The following is a 16,362-nucleotide window of genomic DNA, read 5'->3' as shown; positions in this document are numbered from 1 at the left end:
GATGGTCCTCCGGAGGTTGTCGTAGCGGGCACAATCGGCGATCGGCGCATGACGGAGCGTCAGTGCGGCCGGCGTCATGATGTTGGCCGGTGGGGCGGGTTCACGTTGACGGGCCAGGATATTGAGCACGACATCGGCGGAATGGACGCTGTGACTGAGCGCTTCAGCACAGGCTGCTTCCACCGCGGGCAGACCGTCAGTCAGCACCGCGTTGAGGATGTCGACCATCTGCCGATTGCCATCGTCGGTGCTGGCAAGCTTGCGCCGGATCCGCTCGATCGCGGCCGGCAGCACCCAGTCTTTGAAGGGAGCACCGTTGCGCAAGGCGCCGGGTTTGCGGGCGAGCACCGGCACATAATGCCAGGGGTCGTAGACGGTATCGCCGCGGCCAAAGGATCGCGGGTGCTCGGCAACGATGCGTCCATCCTGACGGATCACAATGCGATCGGCATAGGCTTGAACCTCGACCGGTCGTCCGACTGCGCTGGCTGCGACCGAGTATTTGTTATTGTCGAAGCGCACCAGGCAGGTCTTCGAGACCGATGCCGTCACCGCATGGAAGCCGTCGAAGCGGCCGGCATAGGGAACGAGTTTGGGGCGTTCGGCTTCGAACACTTCCCAGATCGTCTGATCGACCAGCTCCGGATGGCGATGAGCCTTGGCGTAGGCGATGCATTTGTCGAGCAGCCAGACGTTTAACTCGTCGAGGTTTTTGAACCGCAGCCGCGGCGTGAAGAAGCGTTCCCTGACCAGCCCGACCTGGTTCTCGACCTGCCCCTTCTCCCAGCCCGACGCTGGCGTGCAGGCGACCGGATCGACCAGATAGTGGCTGCACATCTGCAGGAAGCGGCGATTGTAGAGACGCCCTTTACCGACGAAGATCGTCTCTACGGCGGTCTTCATGTTGTCGTAGATGCCGCGGGTGCAGGTGCCTTTGAACAGGGCGAACGCCCGGTCGTGGGCGTCGAACACCATCTCCTGCGTCTCCCGCGGATAGGCCCGCACGAACAGCATGCGGCTGTGACAGAGCCGGACATGGGCGGCCTTCACCATCACCGTGGTGCCGCTCAGCAAGACCACCTCGTGGCTCCAGTCGAACTGGTAGGCTTCGCCGGGGGCAAAGCTCAGCGGGACATAAGCGGCCGCGGTCGATTGCCCGCGTTCTTTGCTCCACCGCCTGGCGTAACGCCGCACGGCATCGTAACCGCCGTCGTAGCCGCTCCCGCGCAGCTCTTCGAAGATCCGGATCAGCGTCAGCTGTTCACGAGCCGGTTTGGTCGCGTTCGCCGCCAGCAGCCTATCGAGCTCCGATGCCCACCGCCCCAGCTTTGGTCGTGGCTGCACCTGCCGCTCGTACTCGAAGGAGGTCCCTCCGGACCTCAGCACCTTCCGGACCGTGTTCCGCGACACCTTCAGGTCGCGGGCGATCTCCTTGATCGTCTTGCCCTTGATGAAGTGCTCGCGCCGAATCCGCGCAATCGTCTCCACGACCAGCATCCCCGACCACCTGCTTCATTCCAAAGCAGGCAGCGCAACAGACCAACCTACAGGGGGTCAATTTTGGACGCCGATCCCCCGGCTTAGGGGGTCAATATTGCAGGCCGAATGACACCTCCGCCTATTCTGTAGCCCGGCGCGATCGAAGGCGGGCGCTCTTGTGAAGATGCGCTCCGCGATAGGCAGATCTTCGGTGCTGTCGATTTCGTACCACCTGAGACCGTCGCAGCGCGACGCTGCAATCCGTAAGCCTCGTCTTTCCACCAGGCTGGCAAGGAGCGCCTCTGTGTAGGCCTGCGTAGCTCCAGATCCGATGAGATCATCTAGCGCTGGAACGATCGTTGCTCTCAGCGTCGTCGCTGACAATCGTAGCAGGTTCATCGTCTTGAAACGTCTTGGGCCATCCGCGACAAGGTTAGCTGCGGTCTGTTTCATGCGGAAACTCGTGATGACGCCGCTATCCGACAACAAGACCGCCGAACCTTCCATCGATTCATTGAAGGGAGCAACTGCAGCCACGTCGGTTGCTTGGCTCATCATTAAGTAGCGCAACGCATCCTCTTCAAAGAAGACGTCACCCTTCGACAATGAAGCAGTCTCCGGAAAAAAGCGCGTCGCGCGCCAGCCAAAGAGAATAGGCGCTGCTTGCGGTCGAACCCGGACGATTCGACAGAGTTGATTTCGAGCTCGCCAAAGCGGCTGCCGCAGGCATATTGAATAGCGTCCTTGCGGTAGCCCATACAATTGTGACTTCTTCCACGCCACCGCTTCCAAGTTTCGCAGCGCGTTATGGAGTATCGGCGTTTCATTGACCTCGACAAGCGGCTTGGGCCGCAGATCGGTCAGCGGCCGCAAACGGGAGCCGAAGCCCGCGGCCAGAATGACGGCTTTCTTCGGAGCATCGGTGGTCATTTCATTCCCCTTCGTCGTTGTTTGATATCGCGTCCTCACTCCCAAGCGTAAACGACACGGATCGTCACCGCGATTTCGGTAGTTAATCTGGTCCCGGCAGAGCTCCTGTGAGGGGATGGGCAACTCCCTCAGACCGAGGGGTCTTGGCGGCAGTCCTCGCCGCAGCGGCGCCCGACGATGTGAACAAGACTGTCCGCTGAGCCAACCCCACGCGCTCTCCAAAGGTCCCACAATGTCGGTTGTTCTGCTGCTGTGTGGGGTCTACGGGCTTCGTGAAAAGCGGATCCACATCTTCGGAAGCGCGGATCATCGTCCGCGTTGGGGTTTCTCCGAGAGAGAAATGCGCTCGTGACCCTTCGTCGGTGACTGGATGGTCGTTGAGGTGGGGAGATCGGCCGAGATATTGCGGCAATGGGCAGATCGGCCGCGTATGAGCTGTCGCGGCAGTCGATGGTATGCCCAATTTCAGGAGTGAAAACCTGCGACTTGCTGATAAGCGCGCTTGAGCATGATGGCAAGGCAGCCAGTTGCATGGCGGTGGTCCTTCGAGAATGAGTATGTTAGAGAAGCTATTGCCTTAAGTCAGCAGGGCGAAGATAGCGCGCTTCTGCACTTGCGAATTCGTCGTTCCTCAAGACCTCGTCGAGTGTCGCGATATCGGACTCAATGCTGACAGTGTTCCCCTCAGCTGCGGCCGCAGACCTGCCGCATTGCCGCTCGCATGGAATGGTTGGCCCAGATCACCGTCGCGATGCGTGCAGAGACCGATGTTCGATAGTATTTCGTTGGAACGATCACGACCGGCAACCTGTTCTGGCAGGCGTGCGTGAACGCAAGGATCTCGTCTGCGGCGCTCTTTCGCGAGTGAATGAGGATCGCATTGGCTCCCGCATCCACGCAAGCGTGAGTGCGCAAAACGGCTTCTTCCATTTCATGCCCGACAATCAACGCTTCGATGCGGGCAACAAGCACCAAATCGTCCGCGACCGTATCCTTCACGGCACGCAAGCGGGCGGCTGGAGAATTCGTCGATATCGGCGAGGGGATGCCGCTCGCCAATAAGCGAGTTCGTCTTCGGGAAAAAGCTGTCTTCCAGCGCAATCCCGGCAGCGCCACGCTGACGGAGTGTGCGTGCCAATAGACGAGCATTGTTGAAGTGCCCGAAGCCGCCATCCCCGACAACAAGCACAGGAAGCTCGTTCTACGTCGGCGAGTTGGCTCCAGGACGCTTCATTGGCGTCGCGGCAGCCCAACGAGCAGGCAATTGACAGGCCCGACGCCCAGAGACCCTTGAACTCACGCGCTTGGCTATTGCGGCGGAGAGGCCGTCATGCGCTTCCATGAGGAACGAGACTTCGCTGCTGGAGCAGACCTGAGCACGCAGCATTTCAGTGAGTAAGGAATCAGCGCGCGGACCGGAGCCACTCGCGGGAACAGATTGCTGTGATTGGTCTTGCATGCCGATTCCTTGTTCGTGCGTTTGGTCGGCCGATATTCAGCGGCGGAAGGTGACATGTTTCTGTCATCAAGATCAATTACGCGGGTTGGTAGTTGACTGTGCCGCAAAATTGTTGCGTCTCGCACCGGACGAGCAGGATTCGTAGGTAAGCCAAGCAATCACATGATGTCCGATCGTTGAAGGACGCACTGTAACCCATGCGCCAACCGAGTTCCTTTCTGTATTTTGTATTCTGCGCGGTTGTGAGACTACCTGACGCGCTAAGGGTTCAGTTCGTTCGCATTTTGTAGCGCTCAAGTGTGCGTTTGGCGTTTCAGAGTACACCCGCGCGGACTCGCGATCAGGACTCGGTCGCGTTGCACGGAAATTATCTAATCGATCGTGTCGCGTTCCTGTCTAACTCCGTTCAGCTCGCGGATCATGAGCGTGGGGAGGGCGTGCGAGACGGATCCGAAGTCCTTGTCTCTCTTGTTGAAACGAATTCGAGGGTCCTTCCGGCCACGATGCCCGTGCCGTCCCTTGATCGAGGTGTGAGGCTGATAGTGCTCGGCACAGCGTGGTTTCCGATCCGGGGCTCCAGCGCCTGACGTTCGAGGTTATTGCCGGGCGCCTTCGATTCAACCAAGCGCGGGATGGGACCTTTTGGGAGGACACAGCCGATGTCGCCATCGCAGTCTGCAAGCGCCGAACCATCCCCGACCTTCGGCCATCTTGAGCGACCGGCATCTCCTGGGTTCAGCACCGCTTCGAGCCACCTGGATCTGCCCGCCCAGTTGTCATGCCCCGCGGTTGAGATACAGGCCAGCGTGCCAACGGAGGACTTCCCGCGTGCGCAAGACTTCACGCATATCGTCGGCTTGGCATGGGACCATGGTTGCCAATCAGCCTCCGATGTCCTGATCGGTGTACTGAGCAGAAAAGGCCTCCTGCCGACGTCACCGCTCCAGTCGCGAACACATTTTTACATCCATGGTCGGCCTTACACGACGAAGCTGGGGCAAGGAACAAGGCACCCGACCCCAAATAATCCGGCAGGACTTGATATTACGCTCATCCCTGGATCTAGCTTCGAATCCCACGAGCCCGCAGCAGTGGGCATCGAAGGCTTCGCGGGAGATATGCGAAAAACATCGTCATCGACCAAGGCTGCGACGTCTGCGATGCCGACGAAGGGTGCCAAAGGCTGTGGGCTGTGGTCATGTTTCAAGTCAGGGATTGGCAAAAGTCGTCGCGAAAGCTCGTCCGGCCCTCTGGATCAGCCGGATGAACAGGCCTCCGGATCGGGCGTCCCAGTGCAGCGTCCGCTGGCGCTCCGCCGCACGCAGTGGCTGGGTGACGAGCATATCACGGCGGATTACACACTCCTGGAGCGGGAATTGCAGAGGGACAATCCGGATCTGGCCGCCCACACCCGGTTTCTGCGGCCCGCGGAAGCTCATCTGCTGCGCTTGACCGATGACGCGAACGTCGTGCAGGAAACCTTGCTGGCGATCGTCAATGACGAGCATGGTAACGATACCGCCAACTTCCTGTTCGTGCCAGTGAACAATGGCGGTGTCAGTAGCAGGGACGGTACGCATTGGACGCTGCTGCTCGTTGATCGCCGCGAGCCGGAAGGGATCGTTGCCTATCACTACGACTCCTTGCCGACGCGTTCTCACGCGGACCGGGCAAGAGAACTCGCAGTCAGGCTGGGCGCTCGCCTCGAGACCGCGCGCATGAACCGGCAGGGGAACAATTATGATTGCGGCGTCTTTGTGGTGGACGGCACACGGACGCTGGCGAGACGATTGGCGGAAGGGCAGCGGCCTGATGACGAGCCGCTTCACCTCGACAACCTCGTCGCCGATCGGCAGGCACTCCAGGATCGACTGAGCGGTCGTGCGCATTCGCGACGGCGAACTCGGTAATGCGCTTGGTCTGCTGGCGCGTCGCTTGCCGGCACCAGAACCTTGGTTGGGTACCAGGACGCGTGAACGACGTGGGTCGGCTCGCTCACGACCCCGCGCTCGCCGGATCGTGGGTGCCGGGCTGTGATCGACCAGCCAATCGGACGCTTCGACACCGAGCGACGGGCTTAAAAGCGAACCTTTCAGCGCTGTCGATCTGCCCGAACGGTGGATCGACACCGTGACTGCCGCTGGCCCATGAAGAACATCGTGCGGTATGTGGATCAAGCGCGTACCGCAGGTGGTAAGGTGGAAGAATCGCGCCTAGCCTCTCGCCGCCGACTTAGCCGCCTATAAAATTGGGGCATCAGAATAATGTTCGCGCTGAACGGATTGTTGGGGGTCACTTCCCTCATCCCTGGCCCCAACACCGCCATATAGGGCTGACCATGAATAATCAGACCTGTCGGCTGCTGGAATGACTGCGGCAGCATTCCTCTTCTATTCAGTGCGCCGATCAGGACGTCGGGGGCGCGTTGCGGGCCGTGATTGAAGCCCAAGGCGACGACATGTCCGAAATCATACGCCGGCGCCTGAGCCGGTATCGCGGCTGCCGGATAAGATGACTGTTGCGGCTGGCCCAACTCGCACCAAGCCCCGGTGTCGTGATCATCGTTACGTACTTCGTCGCGTAAGGCCGTCTCAAAATTCAAACTGCCATCGGGGTACGGCAGAGGCGATCATGGCAATTCCAATGGCGTCCCCGACACGGCGAGCACTTCTTCGAGCGGTTCCTGGAATGAGGTGAGCCGCGGATCACCTTCCCAGGAGACCGATGATGGCCCATCGGCCTCCATCTCCCGCTCCAGCAGCGCCAGTTGCTTCCGCAGCTCTAAGCCGGCATCGCTGATGCCTGCCGCCGGGGGAGGCGCCCGCAGCGAGCTCGGCCGCGGGGTTGCTTCCCCCCGCGGCCCGTCTATTTCTACCTCGCGCTCCAGCAGATCTAGATCGTTGTCGTTGATGGTTGCCGCGGGAGTTGCCTGCAGGAGAGAGTGCTGGAGGCGACGTCCCCCGCGGCCGACGGTGGCCCGTCAACTTCCATCTCCCGCTCCATCAGTTCCAACAGATCTAAGTTGTCGCTGATGGCTGGAGACCCCCGTAGCGAGTTGTACTTCCAAAGCAGCTTCAACTGGACGCCCACCGAGTGGAACTTTCTGACGCGCCTGTACCTCTGGGCATCGTCCCGCAGCGACTGGTCGTCGAGGCGGCCTGCTATCGCGCTTTTGGCATGCGACTGGAGCCACACACTGAACCCGCGAAGAATGCTACCGGATCTGCTGACACCGCGCGGCGTTTCGAAACCCTGCCATGGATATCCTCTCGCAATCCGCTCCGGCCGCCTCGACTGCCCTCTGGATGAGAGCCGCATCTTCGGGATAGGCAACCAGCCGTGGACCCATGGTTTCCGGCGCTCTGGCGCTCAACAGGAAGTTCCGAAGATGAGCCAGCGCATTCATGACTTTTCTGCCACCACCTTTCAAACTGTAAAGCTCGGCATCTTCGTCCAGCGAGCGGTCGTGAGGCCGAACAATAATGCCCGGCTTGTTTCGTCGTAGAGCCAGCAAGAGAAGCTGCGAATAGTGGTCGCAATGGACGTGGCGGTCCGCGGCTTGAGTCGACCTGCGACAGGCACGCCCGCAGTCGCAGACACCTTGAAGTCATTGAGGCGTTCCTTGTCGTCGGTATGGGTGCAGCATGGGAGCCTGCGGCGGGTCACCGCTGTTCTCACCAGTGCAGTTAAAAGTGCTCGGACGTCGTGTTCGCTGTCAGCGCCAGATCTGACATCTGGGTCGCGCGCGGACGGCCCAAGCGGTGATCGATGACCCGACCGGGGCTCGTTACCGAAACGCGCCTCATGTCTTTCGCGGCTTGGCGCACCACGATCCACGCCAACTGAAGACGCCCCCAAATCCTGCGGTTCAGAGCGCATCCGCTCCCGGACCGGCCTGATGCCTCGGTGAGCCTCGACCGCCGAAGAACCCGCTTCAACAAGGGGCTCGTCCTTGCGCTCAGTCCCATCAACTCCGGATTGGGAGGTCTTTGATTGTCCAGGACTCGCCATCGCTCATCATTTGCTCCGATTTACGCGAGAAGACACTTGAGCCATCATCCAATACGGGCTGCATCTCAAGTCGGAAGTGCGCTTAAGGTCGCGCCCGACATGAGATATTCCAACAACGATCTGTCGACGTGCCGGGTTGAAACTCCTCGCCTCATCTTCTTTCGAAGTTTCGCGAGCCCAGCGTGCGCGGCGCGGTTTGCCTGAGCCCAAGGCTCCTTGAGGCCAATGAGCCAATGACTGAGCCGACCCAACAGCCACCGCCTCCGATGTCGGGTTTGCAACATGCTGTCGGGGACGTGATGCCTCCGATTGAGAAAATCGCTTTTGCAAATCAAGTCATTGCAATTGGCATAAGGCTTGAAGGAGGTGAAACAGGAACGTCATCCAGTACGCCTGTGCAAGGAGGAGCGGTGGTGACTTACAAGAGTGTTGCCCTCGGCTTATCGTACGCGGGGGGGGGGTACGACGGTGACAGTCCAAATGTCGCGATCCGTCGCAATACGCGGTCGCCCATGGTGGTGTCATTGTGATTGACTCTTGGGTGATGGTTCGAGATGACATCAATTCGCGTGCGCGCCACGGTGCTGCGCCTGTGCCAGGCTCCGCGCCCGCCGGCATAAGTGTCCGTGATGCGATCGAATTCGAACGGCTCGAAGCCGAGGTGCGGCGCATGGAGGCCGACGGACCAGCTGCGGTTGATTGGAGCAAGGTCAACACATTGTCGCTCCACATCCTGGCCAAGCAGTCAAAGGACATTTTGGTCGCGTGTTGGGCGACCTATGGTTTGTTTCGGACTGGAAGATACCAGGGCCTTGCCGTCGGCTTAGGCGTTTTGCGCGGAATGGTGGACGCGCATTGGGATGGACTCTTTCCGCCGATCAAGCGGGAACGGGCGCGGGTCGGAGCGATCGATTGGCTCGTTGGTCGCGTTGGACCGGAGGTGGTAGAGAATGCGCCCGTCGAAACCGAATATCCGGCCGTGCTCGCCGCCTATGAGGCGCTTGATGATCTCGATCGTCAATTGCGCGAGAAGGTGATCAATAAGCAAGTCGCTTTGGGCGAGCTATTGAGGGCGCTGAAGCCGCATTACGACAAGGCCAAGCGCGCAATCGCCGCGGCGGCAGAACATGCGACTGAGGCGGCACAAGGTGCCGATGAGACCGCGGCCGCACCGGCCGTATCCACTCCGCCGGTTGAACCTGCTCAATCAGGAGCACCGGAGGCATTGCTACCGGCTAGTTCCGATGGCGACTCGGCCCGCCTTATCGACGGCTTGCCGGATATGCTGCGACAGGCTGCGGCCGTAAGGCGCGTCACATCGCCCACAGACCCGAAGGTCTATCTGCTCAATCGCTTCGGCGCCTGGATGCGCTTCGACGCGCTGCCGCCCGATACAGGGGGGCGCACGACGATATTTCCGCCTGCGGACACTATTGCAGCGTTAGAAGCCAAGATTGCGGCCGGTCAGCGCGCCGATGTCGTAGACTTGGCCGAAGAGATCGTCTGGACGGCACCGTTCTGGCTCGACGTTCACCGGCATGCCGCCAAAGCGCTGGAACAAATGGGGCCGCTCTTTGGGTCGGCGGCCACGGCGGTGCGCGCAAGCGTAGCTCTGCTGGTCACACGCTATCCGCAGATATTGGAGTTTCGGTTCAACGACGGCCGGCCATTCGCGGACGACGAAACGCGAGCCTGGGCCGCCGTGGGTGGTGCGGACGTGTCGAGGAGCCATGATCCTGTCGACGAAGCTGTTGCCGAGGCACACAGGCTCGTTGGCGGCGGGCAGCCGCAGGCCGCACTCGAGAAGCTGTCGCGTGCGCTGAATGGCGCGGCTGGGGAACGCGCGCGGTTCGTGGGCCAGCTTGCGCAAGCACGTTTCTGCGTCGAAACGGGCTTCGTGACGACGGCTATCCCACTGCTCGAGCACATGGAAGAGATGATCGCCGAGCGCAAGCTCGAAAGCTGGGAGCCCACGCTTGCACTCGACGCCGCCGAACTGCGCTTCCGCGCGATGACCCATTTCGACTCGCAGCAGATGATCGACGAGCCCAGCCGCCGTGTGGCGCTTGAGCAAATCCGAATGCGGGTCGCAGGCATCGACATCGCACGCGCGAGCCAACTTGGTCGCCAGCTGATCTAGTCCGGACAACGTCTTAACAGGAACTCATATGGCACAGGAAAGCTCGGTCGCTCCAAAGGAGCGCATCAATATCCGCTTCAAGCCTGCAACCGGCAACCTGAAAGAGGAAGTCGAACTGCCGCTCAAATTGTTGGTTTTGGGCGACTTCACCGGACGGACCGATGACCGCCCGATTGAGGAGCGCGAGATGGTCAATATCGACAAAGACAATTTTAACGACGTTGTCAAAAGCCAGGAACTGACTCTCCATATTTCTGCTGAGAATAGGCTCGACGACCAACCCGAAGCCGGCAAGCTGTCCGTGTCGCTGCGGTTTGAGAGTCTGAACGACTTCGAACCCGAGCGTGTCGCACGGCAAATCCCCGAATTGCGTGCATTGACCGAATTGCGCGCGGCCCTGATCGCGCTGAAGAGTCCGCTGGGCAACGTGCCGAGTTTCCGCAAAGCCATCCAGAATCTGCTCGAAGACCACGGCGCGCGGCCGCGGCTCTTGAGCGAGCTCACCAGCAACGGCGAGGGCGAGTGAGCGGATCGACGAGCCGTTTTTGAGGAGCGATGGCGCTATGACCGATACAAGCGTGGAGCAGTCGACCGAAGTCGCCACCATGGCCACCGATTTGTCGCTGCTGGATCAAGTCCTCGTCGAAACCAAGATCACCCCGCGCGACGAGGGGTACGATCTCGCCCGCCGGGGCGTCGCAGCCTTCCTCGCCGAGCTCCTCAAACCGAGCCGGGCCGACGAGCAGGTCAACAACGCGCTCGTCGATCGGATGATCGCCGAGATCGACAGCAAGATCTCGGCTCAGCTCGACCACGTGCTGCATACGGTCGAGTTCCAAGGGCTCGAGTCGGTCTGGCGCGGTCTAAAGTTCATGGTCGACCGCACCGATTTCCGTCAGAACATCAAGATAGAACTCCTCAGCGTCAGCAAGGATGAACTGCTCACCGACTTCGAGGACAGCCCGGAGATCGTCAAGTCCGGCCTGTACAAGCACGTCTACACCGCAGAGTACGGTCAGTTCGGCGGCGAGCCTGTCGCAGCCATGATATCAGCCTACGAGTTTGGCAGTGGCAGTCAGGACGCTAAGCTGATGCGGTACATGAGCGCGGTGGCCGCCATGTCGCATGCGCCTGTCATTGCTGCCGCTGCGCCGGACATGTTCGGCGTCGAACGTCATGAGGAGATCGCGGGTCTAAAGGACCTGCAATCGGTCTTCGAGGGACCAAAATACGCCAAGTGGACATCGTTCCGCGAAAGCGAGGACGCTCGCTATTTCGGCCTGACGCTGCCGCGCTTCCTGCTGCGCTTGCCCTATGGTCCCGAGACGGTCCCGGTGAAGGCATTCAATTACCAAGAGGGCTCCGGCGGCGAAACTGACAACTACCTCTGGGGGAATGCTGCTTTTGCCTTCGCGACGCGCTTAACCGAAAGCTTCGCCAAATATCGCTGGTGCCCGAACATCATCGGCCCCCGATCGGGCGGCGCAGTTGAGGACCTCAATCTGCATACCTATGAGGCGATGGGGCAATTGCAGACCAAGGTACCGACGGAGGTTCTCATCTCGGACCGGCGCGAGTTCGAACTTGCCGAGCAGGGCTTCATCGCGCTGACCATGCGCAAGGGCTCTGACAATGCCGCTTTCTTCTCGGCAAATTCTGTGCAGAAGCCGAAATATTTCGGTAACACCCAGGAAGGCAAGGCGGCCGAGCTCAACTACAAGCTTGGCAGCCAGCTGCCCTATATGTTTATCATCAATCGTTTCGCACACTACATCAAAGTGCTACAGCGCGAGAACATCGGCTCGTGGAAGAGCAAGGAAGAGTTGCAAGACGAGCTGAATAACTGGATCCGACAGTATGTCGCCGATCAGGAGAATCCGTCGGCAGAGGTGCGTTCGCGGCGACCTTTGCGAAAGGCGGAGATCATAGTCGAGGACGTCGACGGTGAACCGGGCTGGTATCGCGTCGGCATCGCCGTCGTTCCACACTTGAAGTACATGGGCGCGGATTTTGCTTTGACGCTCAAGGGTAAGCTCGACAAGCAATAGAGATGATAGTCGATGTTCGACCGCAGCCTTATGGAGCGCTTGGAGGACGGAACGGAGACCAATCAGGGGTCGTTCGGTCGTTTCCGTGCAAGTGTGCTGGCAAACTTACATCGAGTTCTGAACTCGCGCCAGGGCTGTTGTGAAACGCGGCCGGACTTTGGCATGCCCGACCTCAACGAGGCCGTCGGGCAGGGAGCCGACGCGGTGGGCGCGCTCGCGTATTCGCTCAAGCACCAGATCGAGACGTTTGAGCCGCGCTTGAACAATGTTTCGATCCGCTTTCATGCCGATCCCGATAATCCGCTGCAGCTGAGCTTTCACGTCAACGCGACGCTCGATCATAACGACCAAATGGAGCCGATCTCCTTCGAGGCGATCTTCGAGAAGCACGTTCGGGTAAGGGGCTGACGCGGCGGTGGCCCTTAATCCCTATTACGAGGACGAGCTGTCCTATTTGCGTGAGCTCGGCAATGATTTCGCTTTGGCAAATCCGAAGCTTGCGCCCTTTCTTGGACGCGATGCCACCGATCCCGATGTCGAACGGTTGCTCGAAGGCTTCGCCTTCCTTGTTGCACGGCTGCGTCAGAAGCTCGATGACGAATTTCCCGAATTTGTCCACGGCCTGTTGCGGATGGTATGGCCGCAATATCTTCAAGCTCTGCCGCCCATTACAACTCTGGCCTTTGCCTTGAGATCATCGGCGAGCGCCGCGAGCTTGAACGTGCCGGCCGGCACGAGCGTCCGCTCGCGGCCGATTGAAGGAACGAACTGCACGTTCGTCACCTGCTACTCCATTGACGTGCTGCCACTGGAGATCATTAATGTCCAGCTCGAGAACTGGTCGAGTTCGGCCCGGCTAACCTTGGGTATCAAAGCAACCGGTCAGCAAAACCTGTCATGTCTCAAGAATGGTCGGCTCCGCCTCTTCTTCTCGACCGAGCGAGAGCCGGAAGTGGGGCGCTGCCTGTTGGCCTGGCTGTGCCGTCACGTCTCGCAGGGAACTGTCATCGTGGCGGATCGAGAAGTCGCCGCAATCGATTCAGCACAGATCGCGCGAGTCGGCTTCAGCGATGACGAGGCGGTTTTGCCGTGGCCGCGCAACGCTTTCTCAGGATTTCGGATCATTCAGGAGTATCTGAGCTATCCGTCGAAATTTCTCTATGTCGAACTGTCTGGTCTCGAGCCGCTCGCGGCCCACACGGAGACCGAATGTAGGCTCACTTTCGAGTTTCGACGTCCGTTCCCCGCGCAGTTGCGCGTGGGCAAGGGCCAGATTTGCTTGAACTGCACACCGGCAATCAATGTCTTCAGCCATGAGGCCTCGCCGATCCGCCTGAAGCGGACCGCAACCGAATACCGCGTGCGTGCTTCTGGAGGGCCTAACTTCTCCATCCGTTCCGTTGATCGCGTGACCGGCTACGTGCAAGGCCGCCCGGAACGCATCGAGTTCGAGCCATTCGACCTGTTGGGCCACGATCTGCCCGGCGCCGAGCGCAACCGAGCCTACTTCCGCGAGCGTATCCGGCCGGCGGTGGTTGGCCGTGGCGTCGATCACTATGTGAGTTTCGTCGACCGGCTTGACATCGGTCAGCATCCGCCGATCGACGTCGCATCCCTGCAATTGACCTGCTCCAACGGACCCATTGCCGACCGGTTGGCAGTTGGTAGCGTGGATCTGCCGACCTCTGATACGCCTCGCTCGGTAACCTTCTCCAATATCACGGCGGTCGCGGCAGAAGTACCGCCGCCGGTCAATGATGGTTTGTTGCGGCGGCTAACAGCCAATCTGGCGCGCAATTATGGTGCGATGGTCAATATCGATACGCTGCGGACGGTCCTTGCCAGCTACGAGTTCCGCGCGGTCTACGACATTCAGGCGCAGCGCCGCCTGGAGTTGTTGCTAGAAGGCCTCGACCAGTTCGTGACCACAGACACCGATCACGTGATGCACGGCGCCCCGATCCGAATGCGAAACATCGAATTAGCTGTGATCGACAGCAAGATCGGCGGTGAGGGCGAATTGTTCCTGTTGGGTTCAGTGCTCGATGCCTTCTTCGCGACCTTCGCCGGCATCAATATGCTGCACCGGTTTTCGGTCCGCGGCACGGAAAGCAACGCACACTACACATGGCCAGCGAGAATTGGATCGATCAGCCCGCTCTGACCGCGCCTGATCAAGGCGATGAGCTTTCGGCTTGCGGGTTCTTTTCGCTTGCAGCGCTCCTCGAGCGGCGCTTCAGTGACGCTCCCCCGATTGGGTCCACCGACGATCCCGCGCGCGACGCGGTGCGCTTTCGCGCATCACCGACGCTTGGCTTTCCTGCCGAAGAGATCGCGGAAGTTAGGCGGGTCAAGGCCGCCGGCGAGCGCGTCGAGGTAGACGTCAATTTCCTCGGGCTGCACGGCCCCTCTTCGCCGCTGCCGCCCTTCTACACCGAACGGGTCATGCACGCGGACGGCATCGGGTTGCTCGACGATTTCTTTGATTTTTTCAATCACCGTCTGATTAGCCTGCTGCTGCCGATCTGGCGGTACTACCGTCACCATTTGCGGTTCGAGGAGGGCGCGACCGACGCGATCTCGGTGCTGGTTGGTGCGCTCTTTGGGCTCATGCCTGGGGAACACACAGCCAAGGAACGTGAGTGGCGGGCGCGGCTGCTGCCTCATGCCGGCGTCCTTGCATTGTGCTGCCGGTCAGGGCGGCTGGTGGCTGGCGTGATTTCCAGCCATCTGAATATCCCGGCTCGGGTCGAGGAATTCATTTGGCGCGAGATCGACATTCCAGGGGAGGCGCGGTGGAACCTTGGCCAGTCTGGTCTTCAACTTGGCGTTGACACCCTTGCTGGCGAAACCATGCCGGACGTCGTGGGCAAATTCCGGCTTTGCCTCGGTCCGGTCAACCAGCAGCAGTTTCGGTCGCTGCTGCCCAGTTGCGCGACCCACGCCATCCTTTCCCGTCTGATTAACGTTATTCTGCGCGAGCCTTTGGCATGGGATCTGCTACTGGAGTTAGCGCCTGGGCAGACGCCGGAATGGACGCTGGGTGAAGGAGAATTGGGCTGGACTACATGGATCGATCCGCCAAAACGAACTGGAAGCTCTGTTCTATTGTGATGTCTTCGCGTTACTCGCGCATGCTCCGATGTTGAGGCAGGTGGCACTCGTTGGAGTGGACAATTTGAGCCTGAATCAGAAGCCGCTCGATGGGGTGTTTCTCTTGCCTCGGGACGAATCTGGCCAAGACCGACATCTGCGGCACGGCCCCCAATCTGACGACGGGCAGTTTCGAGGCTACTGCCAGATAGTAGACTTTGCGCAGGAGCTACGTCGATGAAATTCATCGGGCGCGAGATCGACGTTCCACCGCAGACGTGGTGGCGCCTAAGCTAACCTAGTCTTCAGCCAGACGTTGAAAATCATGCCGAACGTCTTGGGTAAATTCGGCCTTTAGTCTCGGGCCGATCGTGGTCGAGTAGCTCGGCCATTTGGCTTTGCCCTCACAGATCCGGGCAGGCGGCTTTCCCGCACCCGGCTCTTCCCGAGGGTAACCCGCGTCATATCCGCGCCTGTGCCCAAGTGCGAGTGATGCGTGGAACGGGCAGACGGAAGGTAAGCGTAGCGCCGAGGCCCGTCTGATTGCTTGTGCAGAGTCTTGAGAGCACTGTTAGAAGAGTCATCTTCTGGAAGGGTGCTCACAATGGACGACCATTCTGACGACATAAGACGACCGTTTTCACCGCGTATTGAAGTGTTCGCTGGCGCAGTTCGCAAGCGCTGGCCGGATGATTTGAAGGCACGGATTGCGGCGGAAAGCCTCGAACCGGGGGCGGTTGTCACAGATGTCGCGCGTCGCCATGGCTGCCGGCCCCAGCAGGTGCATGACTGGCGGCGCCGGGCGCGTTTGGGCCAGTTGGTATTGCCGGCGTCGGCGGACACGCTGTCGTTCGTGCCGGTGGTGTCGGAATCAGCGTTGCCTGCGGCCGCAGAGCCCTCCGGATCGCCGGAAGCAGCCATTGTGACGGTTGAGTTCCAGGGCGCGCGCGTGGAGGTGCGCGGGGCGCCTGGCCTTGCTGCGTTGAGTGATGTGTTCATTGCGCTCCGACGGACACGTTCATGCTGACGATGCCCGCGAGCCTCATGATCTACGTGGCGACGCAACCTGTGGACTTCAGGAAGGGTGCAGAGGGCTTGGCGCTGCTGGCGAAGGAGACGCTGGGCCATGACCCGATGAAGGGCGTGGCGGTGGTGTTCCGTGCGAAGCGAGCCCAACACTCGACATTCTGCATACAGTCTTC

The 16,362-nt window shown here is 60.2% G+C and carries 8 protein-coding genes and 4 pseudogenes; 9 read left to right on the top strand and 3 right to left on the bottom strand.

The genetic code is table 11. The features are described from left to right. Positions 1–6: 6 nt before the first annotated feature. The 3 pseudogenes from istA to HAP48_RS00995 form a co-directional block, all read right to left on the bottom strand. Positions 7–1,497: pseudogene (gene istA / locus HAP48_RS01005) on the bottom strand (IS21 family transposase); the annotation flags it as partial. Positions 1,498–1,554: 57 nt separating this feature from the next. Beyond that, positions 1,555–2,409 (bottom strand): annotated as a pseudogene (locus tag HAP48_RS01000) (phosphocholine cytidylyltransferase family protein). 569 nt (positions 2,410–2,978) lie between these two features. Beyond that, positions 2,979–3,796, bottom strand: a pseudogene (locus HAP48_RS00995) (isocitrate lyase/phosphoenolpyruvate mutase family protein). Positions 3,797–4,959: 1,163 nt separating this feature from the next. On the opposite strand from HAP48_RS00995, the gene HAP48_RS00990 reads away from it, so the two are divergent. From HAP48_RS00990 to HAP48_RS50585, 9 genes and pseudogenes are all read left to right on the top strand, one after another. Continuing rightward, positions 4,960–5,778, top strand: a complete 819-nt coding sequence (locus HAP48_RS00990; protein WP_166217473.1) for a hypothetical protein — start codon at positions 4,960–4,962, stop codon at positions 5,776–5,778. 2,645 nt (positions 5,779–8,423) lie between these two features. Then, positions 8,424–10,019, top strand: a complete 1,596-nt coding sequence (gene tssA / locus HAP48_RS00985; RefSeq protein WP_166217470.1) for a type VI secretion system protein TssA — start codon at positions 8,424–8,426, stop codon at positions 10,017–10,019. Positions 10,020–10,047: 28 nt separating this feature from the next. Further along, positions 10,048–10,545, top strand: a complete 498-nt coding sequence (gene tssB, locus HAP48_RS00980) for a type VI secretion system contractile sheath small subunit (protein ID WP_166217466.1) — start codon at positions 10,048–10,050, stop codon at positions 10,543–10,545. 37 nt (positions 10,546–10,582) lie between these two features. Next, positions 10,583–12,067, top strand: a complete 1,485-nt coding sequence (tssC, locus tag HAP48_RS00975) for a type VI secretion system contractile sheath large subunit (protein WP_166217461.1) — start codon at positions 10,583–10,585, stop codon at positions 12,065–12,067. A 12-nt stretch (positions 12,068–12,079) separates the two neighbouring features. Further along, positions 12,080–12,475 carry a type VI secretion system baseplate subunit TssE gene (gene tssE, locus HAP48_RS00970; protein WP_166217457.1) on the top strand — a complete coding sequence of 132 codons (396 nt, stop codon included), beginning with the start codon at positions 12,080–12,082 and terminating at the stop codon, positions 12,473–12,475. Positions 12,476–12,482: 7 nt separating this feature from the next. Further along, entirely contained in the window at positions 12,483–14,231 is a 1,749-nt protein-coding gene (tssF, locus tag HAP48_RS00965) for a type VI secretion system baseplate subunit TssF (RefSeq protein ID WP_166217452.1), read from the top strand. After that, positions 14,195–15,181: a type VI secretion system baseplate subunit TssG gene (gene tssG, locus HAP48_RS00960; protein ID WP_166217447.1), complete on the top strand. Its 987-nt coding sequence runs from the start codon at positions 14,195–14,197 to the stop codon at positions 15,179–15,181. The genes tssF and tssG overlap by 37 nt, the downstream gene beginning before the upstream one ends. A 583-nt stretch (positions 15,182–15,764) precedes the next feature. Beyond that, entirely contained in the window at positions 15,765–16,187 is a 423-nt protein-coding gene (gene tnpA, locus HAP48_RS00955; RefSeq protein ID WP_166217441.1) for an IS66-like element accessory protein TnpA, read from the top strand. Beyond that, positions 16,181–16,279, top strand: a pseudogene (locus HAP48_RS50585) (hypothetical protein); the annotation flags it as partial. The gene tnpA and the pseudogene HAP48_RS50585, both read left to right, overlap by 7 nt. Between the last annotated feature and the right edge of the window lie 83 nt (positions 16,280–16,362).

This window comes from Bradyrhizobium septentrionale, from assembly GCF_011516645.4.
Taxonomy (GTDB): Bacteria; Pseudomonadota; Alphaproteobacteria; order Rhizobiales; family Xanthobacteraceae; genus Bradyrhizobium; species Bradyrhizobium septentrionale.
The sequence above is the reverse complement of the archived record's forward strand: the minus strand, read 5'-3'. Positions and strand labels throughout refer to the sequence as shown.

What these genes read in the sequence shown, in the direction of transcription:
- tssE (WP_166217457.1), top strand. Translation starts at nt 12,080, where the DNA reads ATGTTCGACCGCAGCCTTATGGAGCGCTTGGAGGACGGAACGGAGACC.
- tssG (WP_166217447.1), top strand. Translation starts at nt 14,195, where the DNA reads ATGGCCAGCGAGAATTGGATCGATCAGCCCGCTCTGACCGCGCCTGAT.
- tssA (WP_166217470.1), top strand. Translation starts at nt 8,424, where the DNA reads ATGGTTCGAGATGACATCAATTCGCGTGCGCGCCACGGTGCTGCGCCT.
- tnpA (WP_166217441.1), top strand. Translation starts at nt 15,765, where the DNA reads ATGGACGACCATTCTGACGACATAAGACGACCGTTTTCACCGCGTATT.
- tssC (WP_166217461.1), top strand. Translation starts at nt 10,583, where the DNA reads ATGACCGATACAAGCGTGGAGCAGTCGACCGAAGTCGCCACCATGGCC.
- tssB (WP_166217466.1), top strand. Translation starts at nt 10,048, where the DNA reads ATGGCACAGGAAAGCTCGGTCGCTCCAAAGGAGCGCATCAATATCCGC.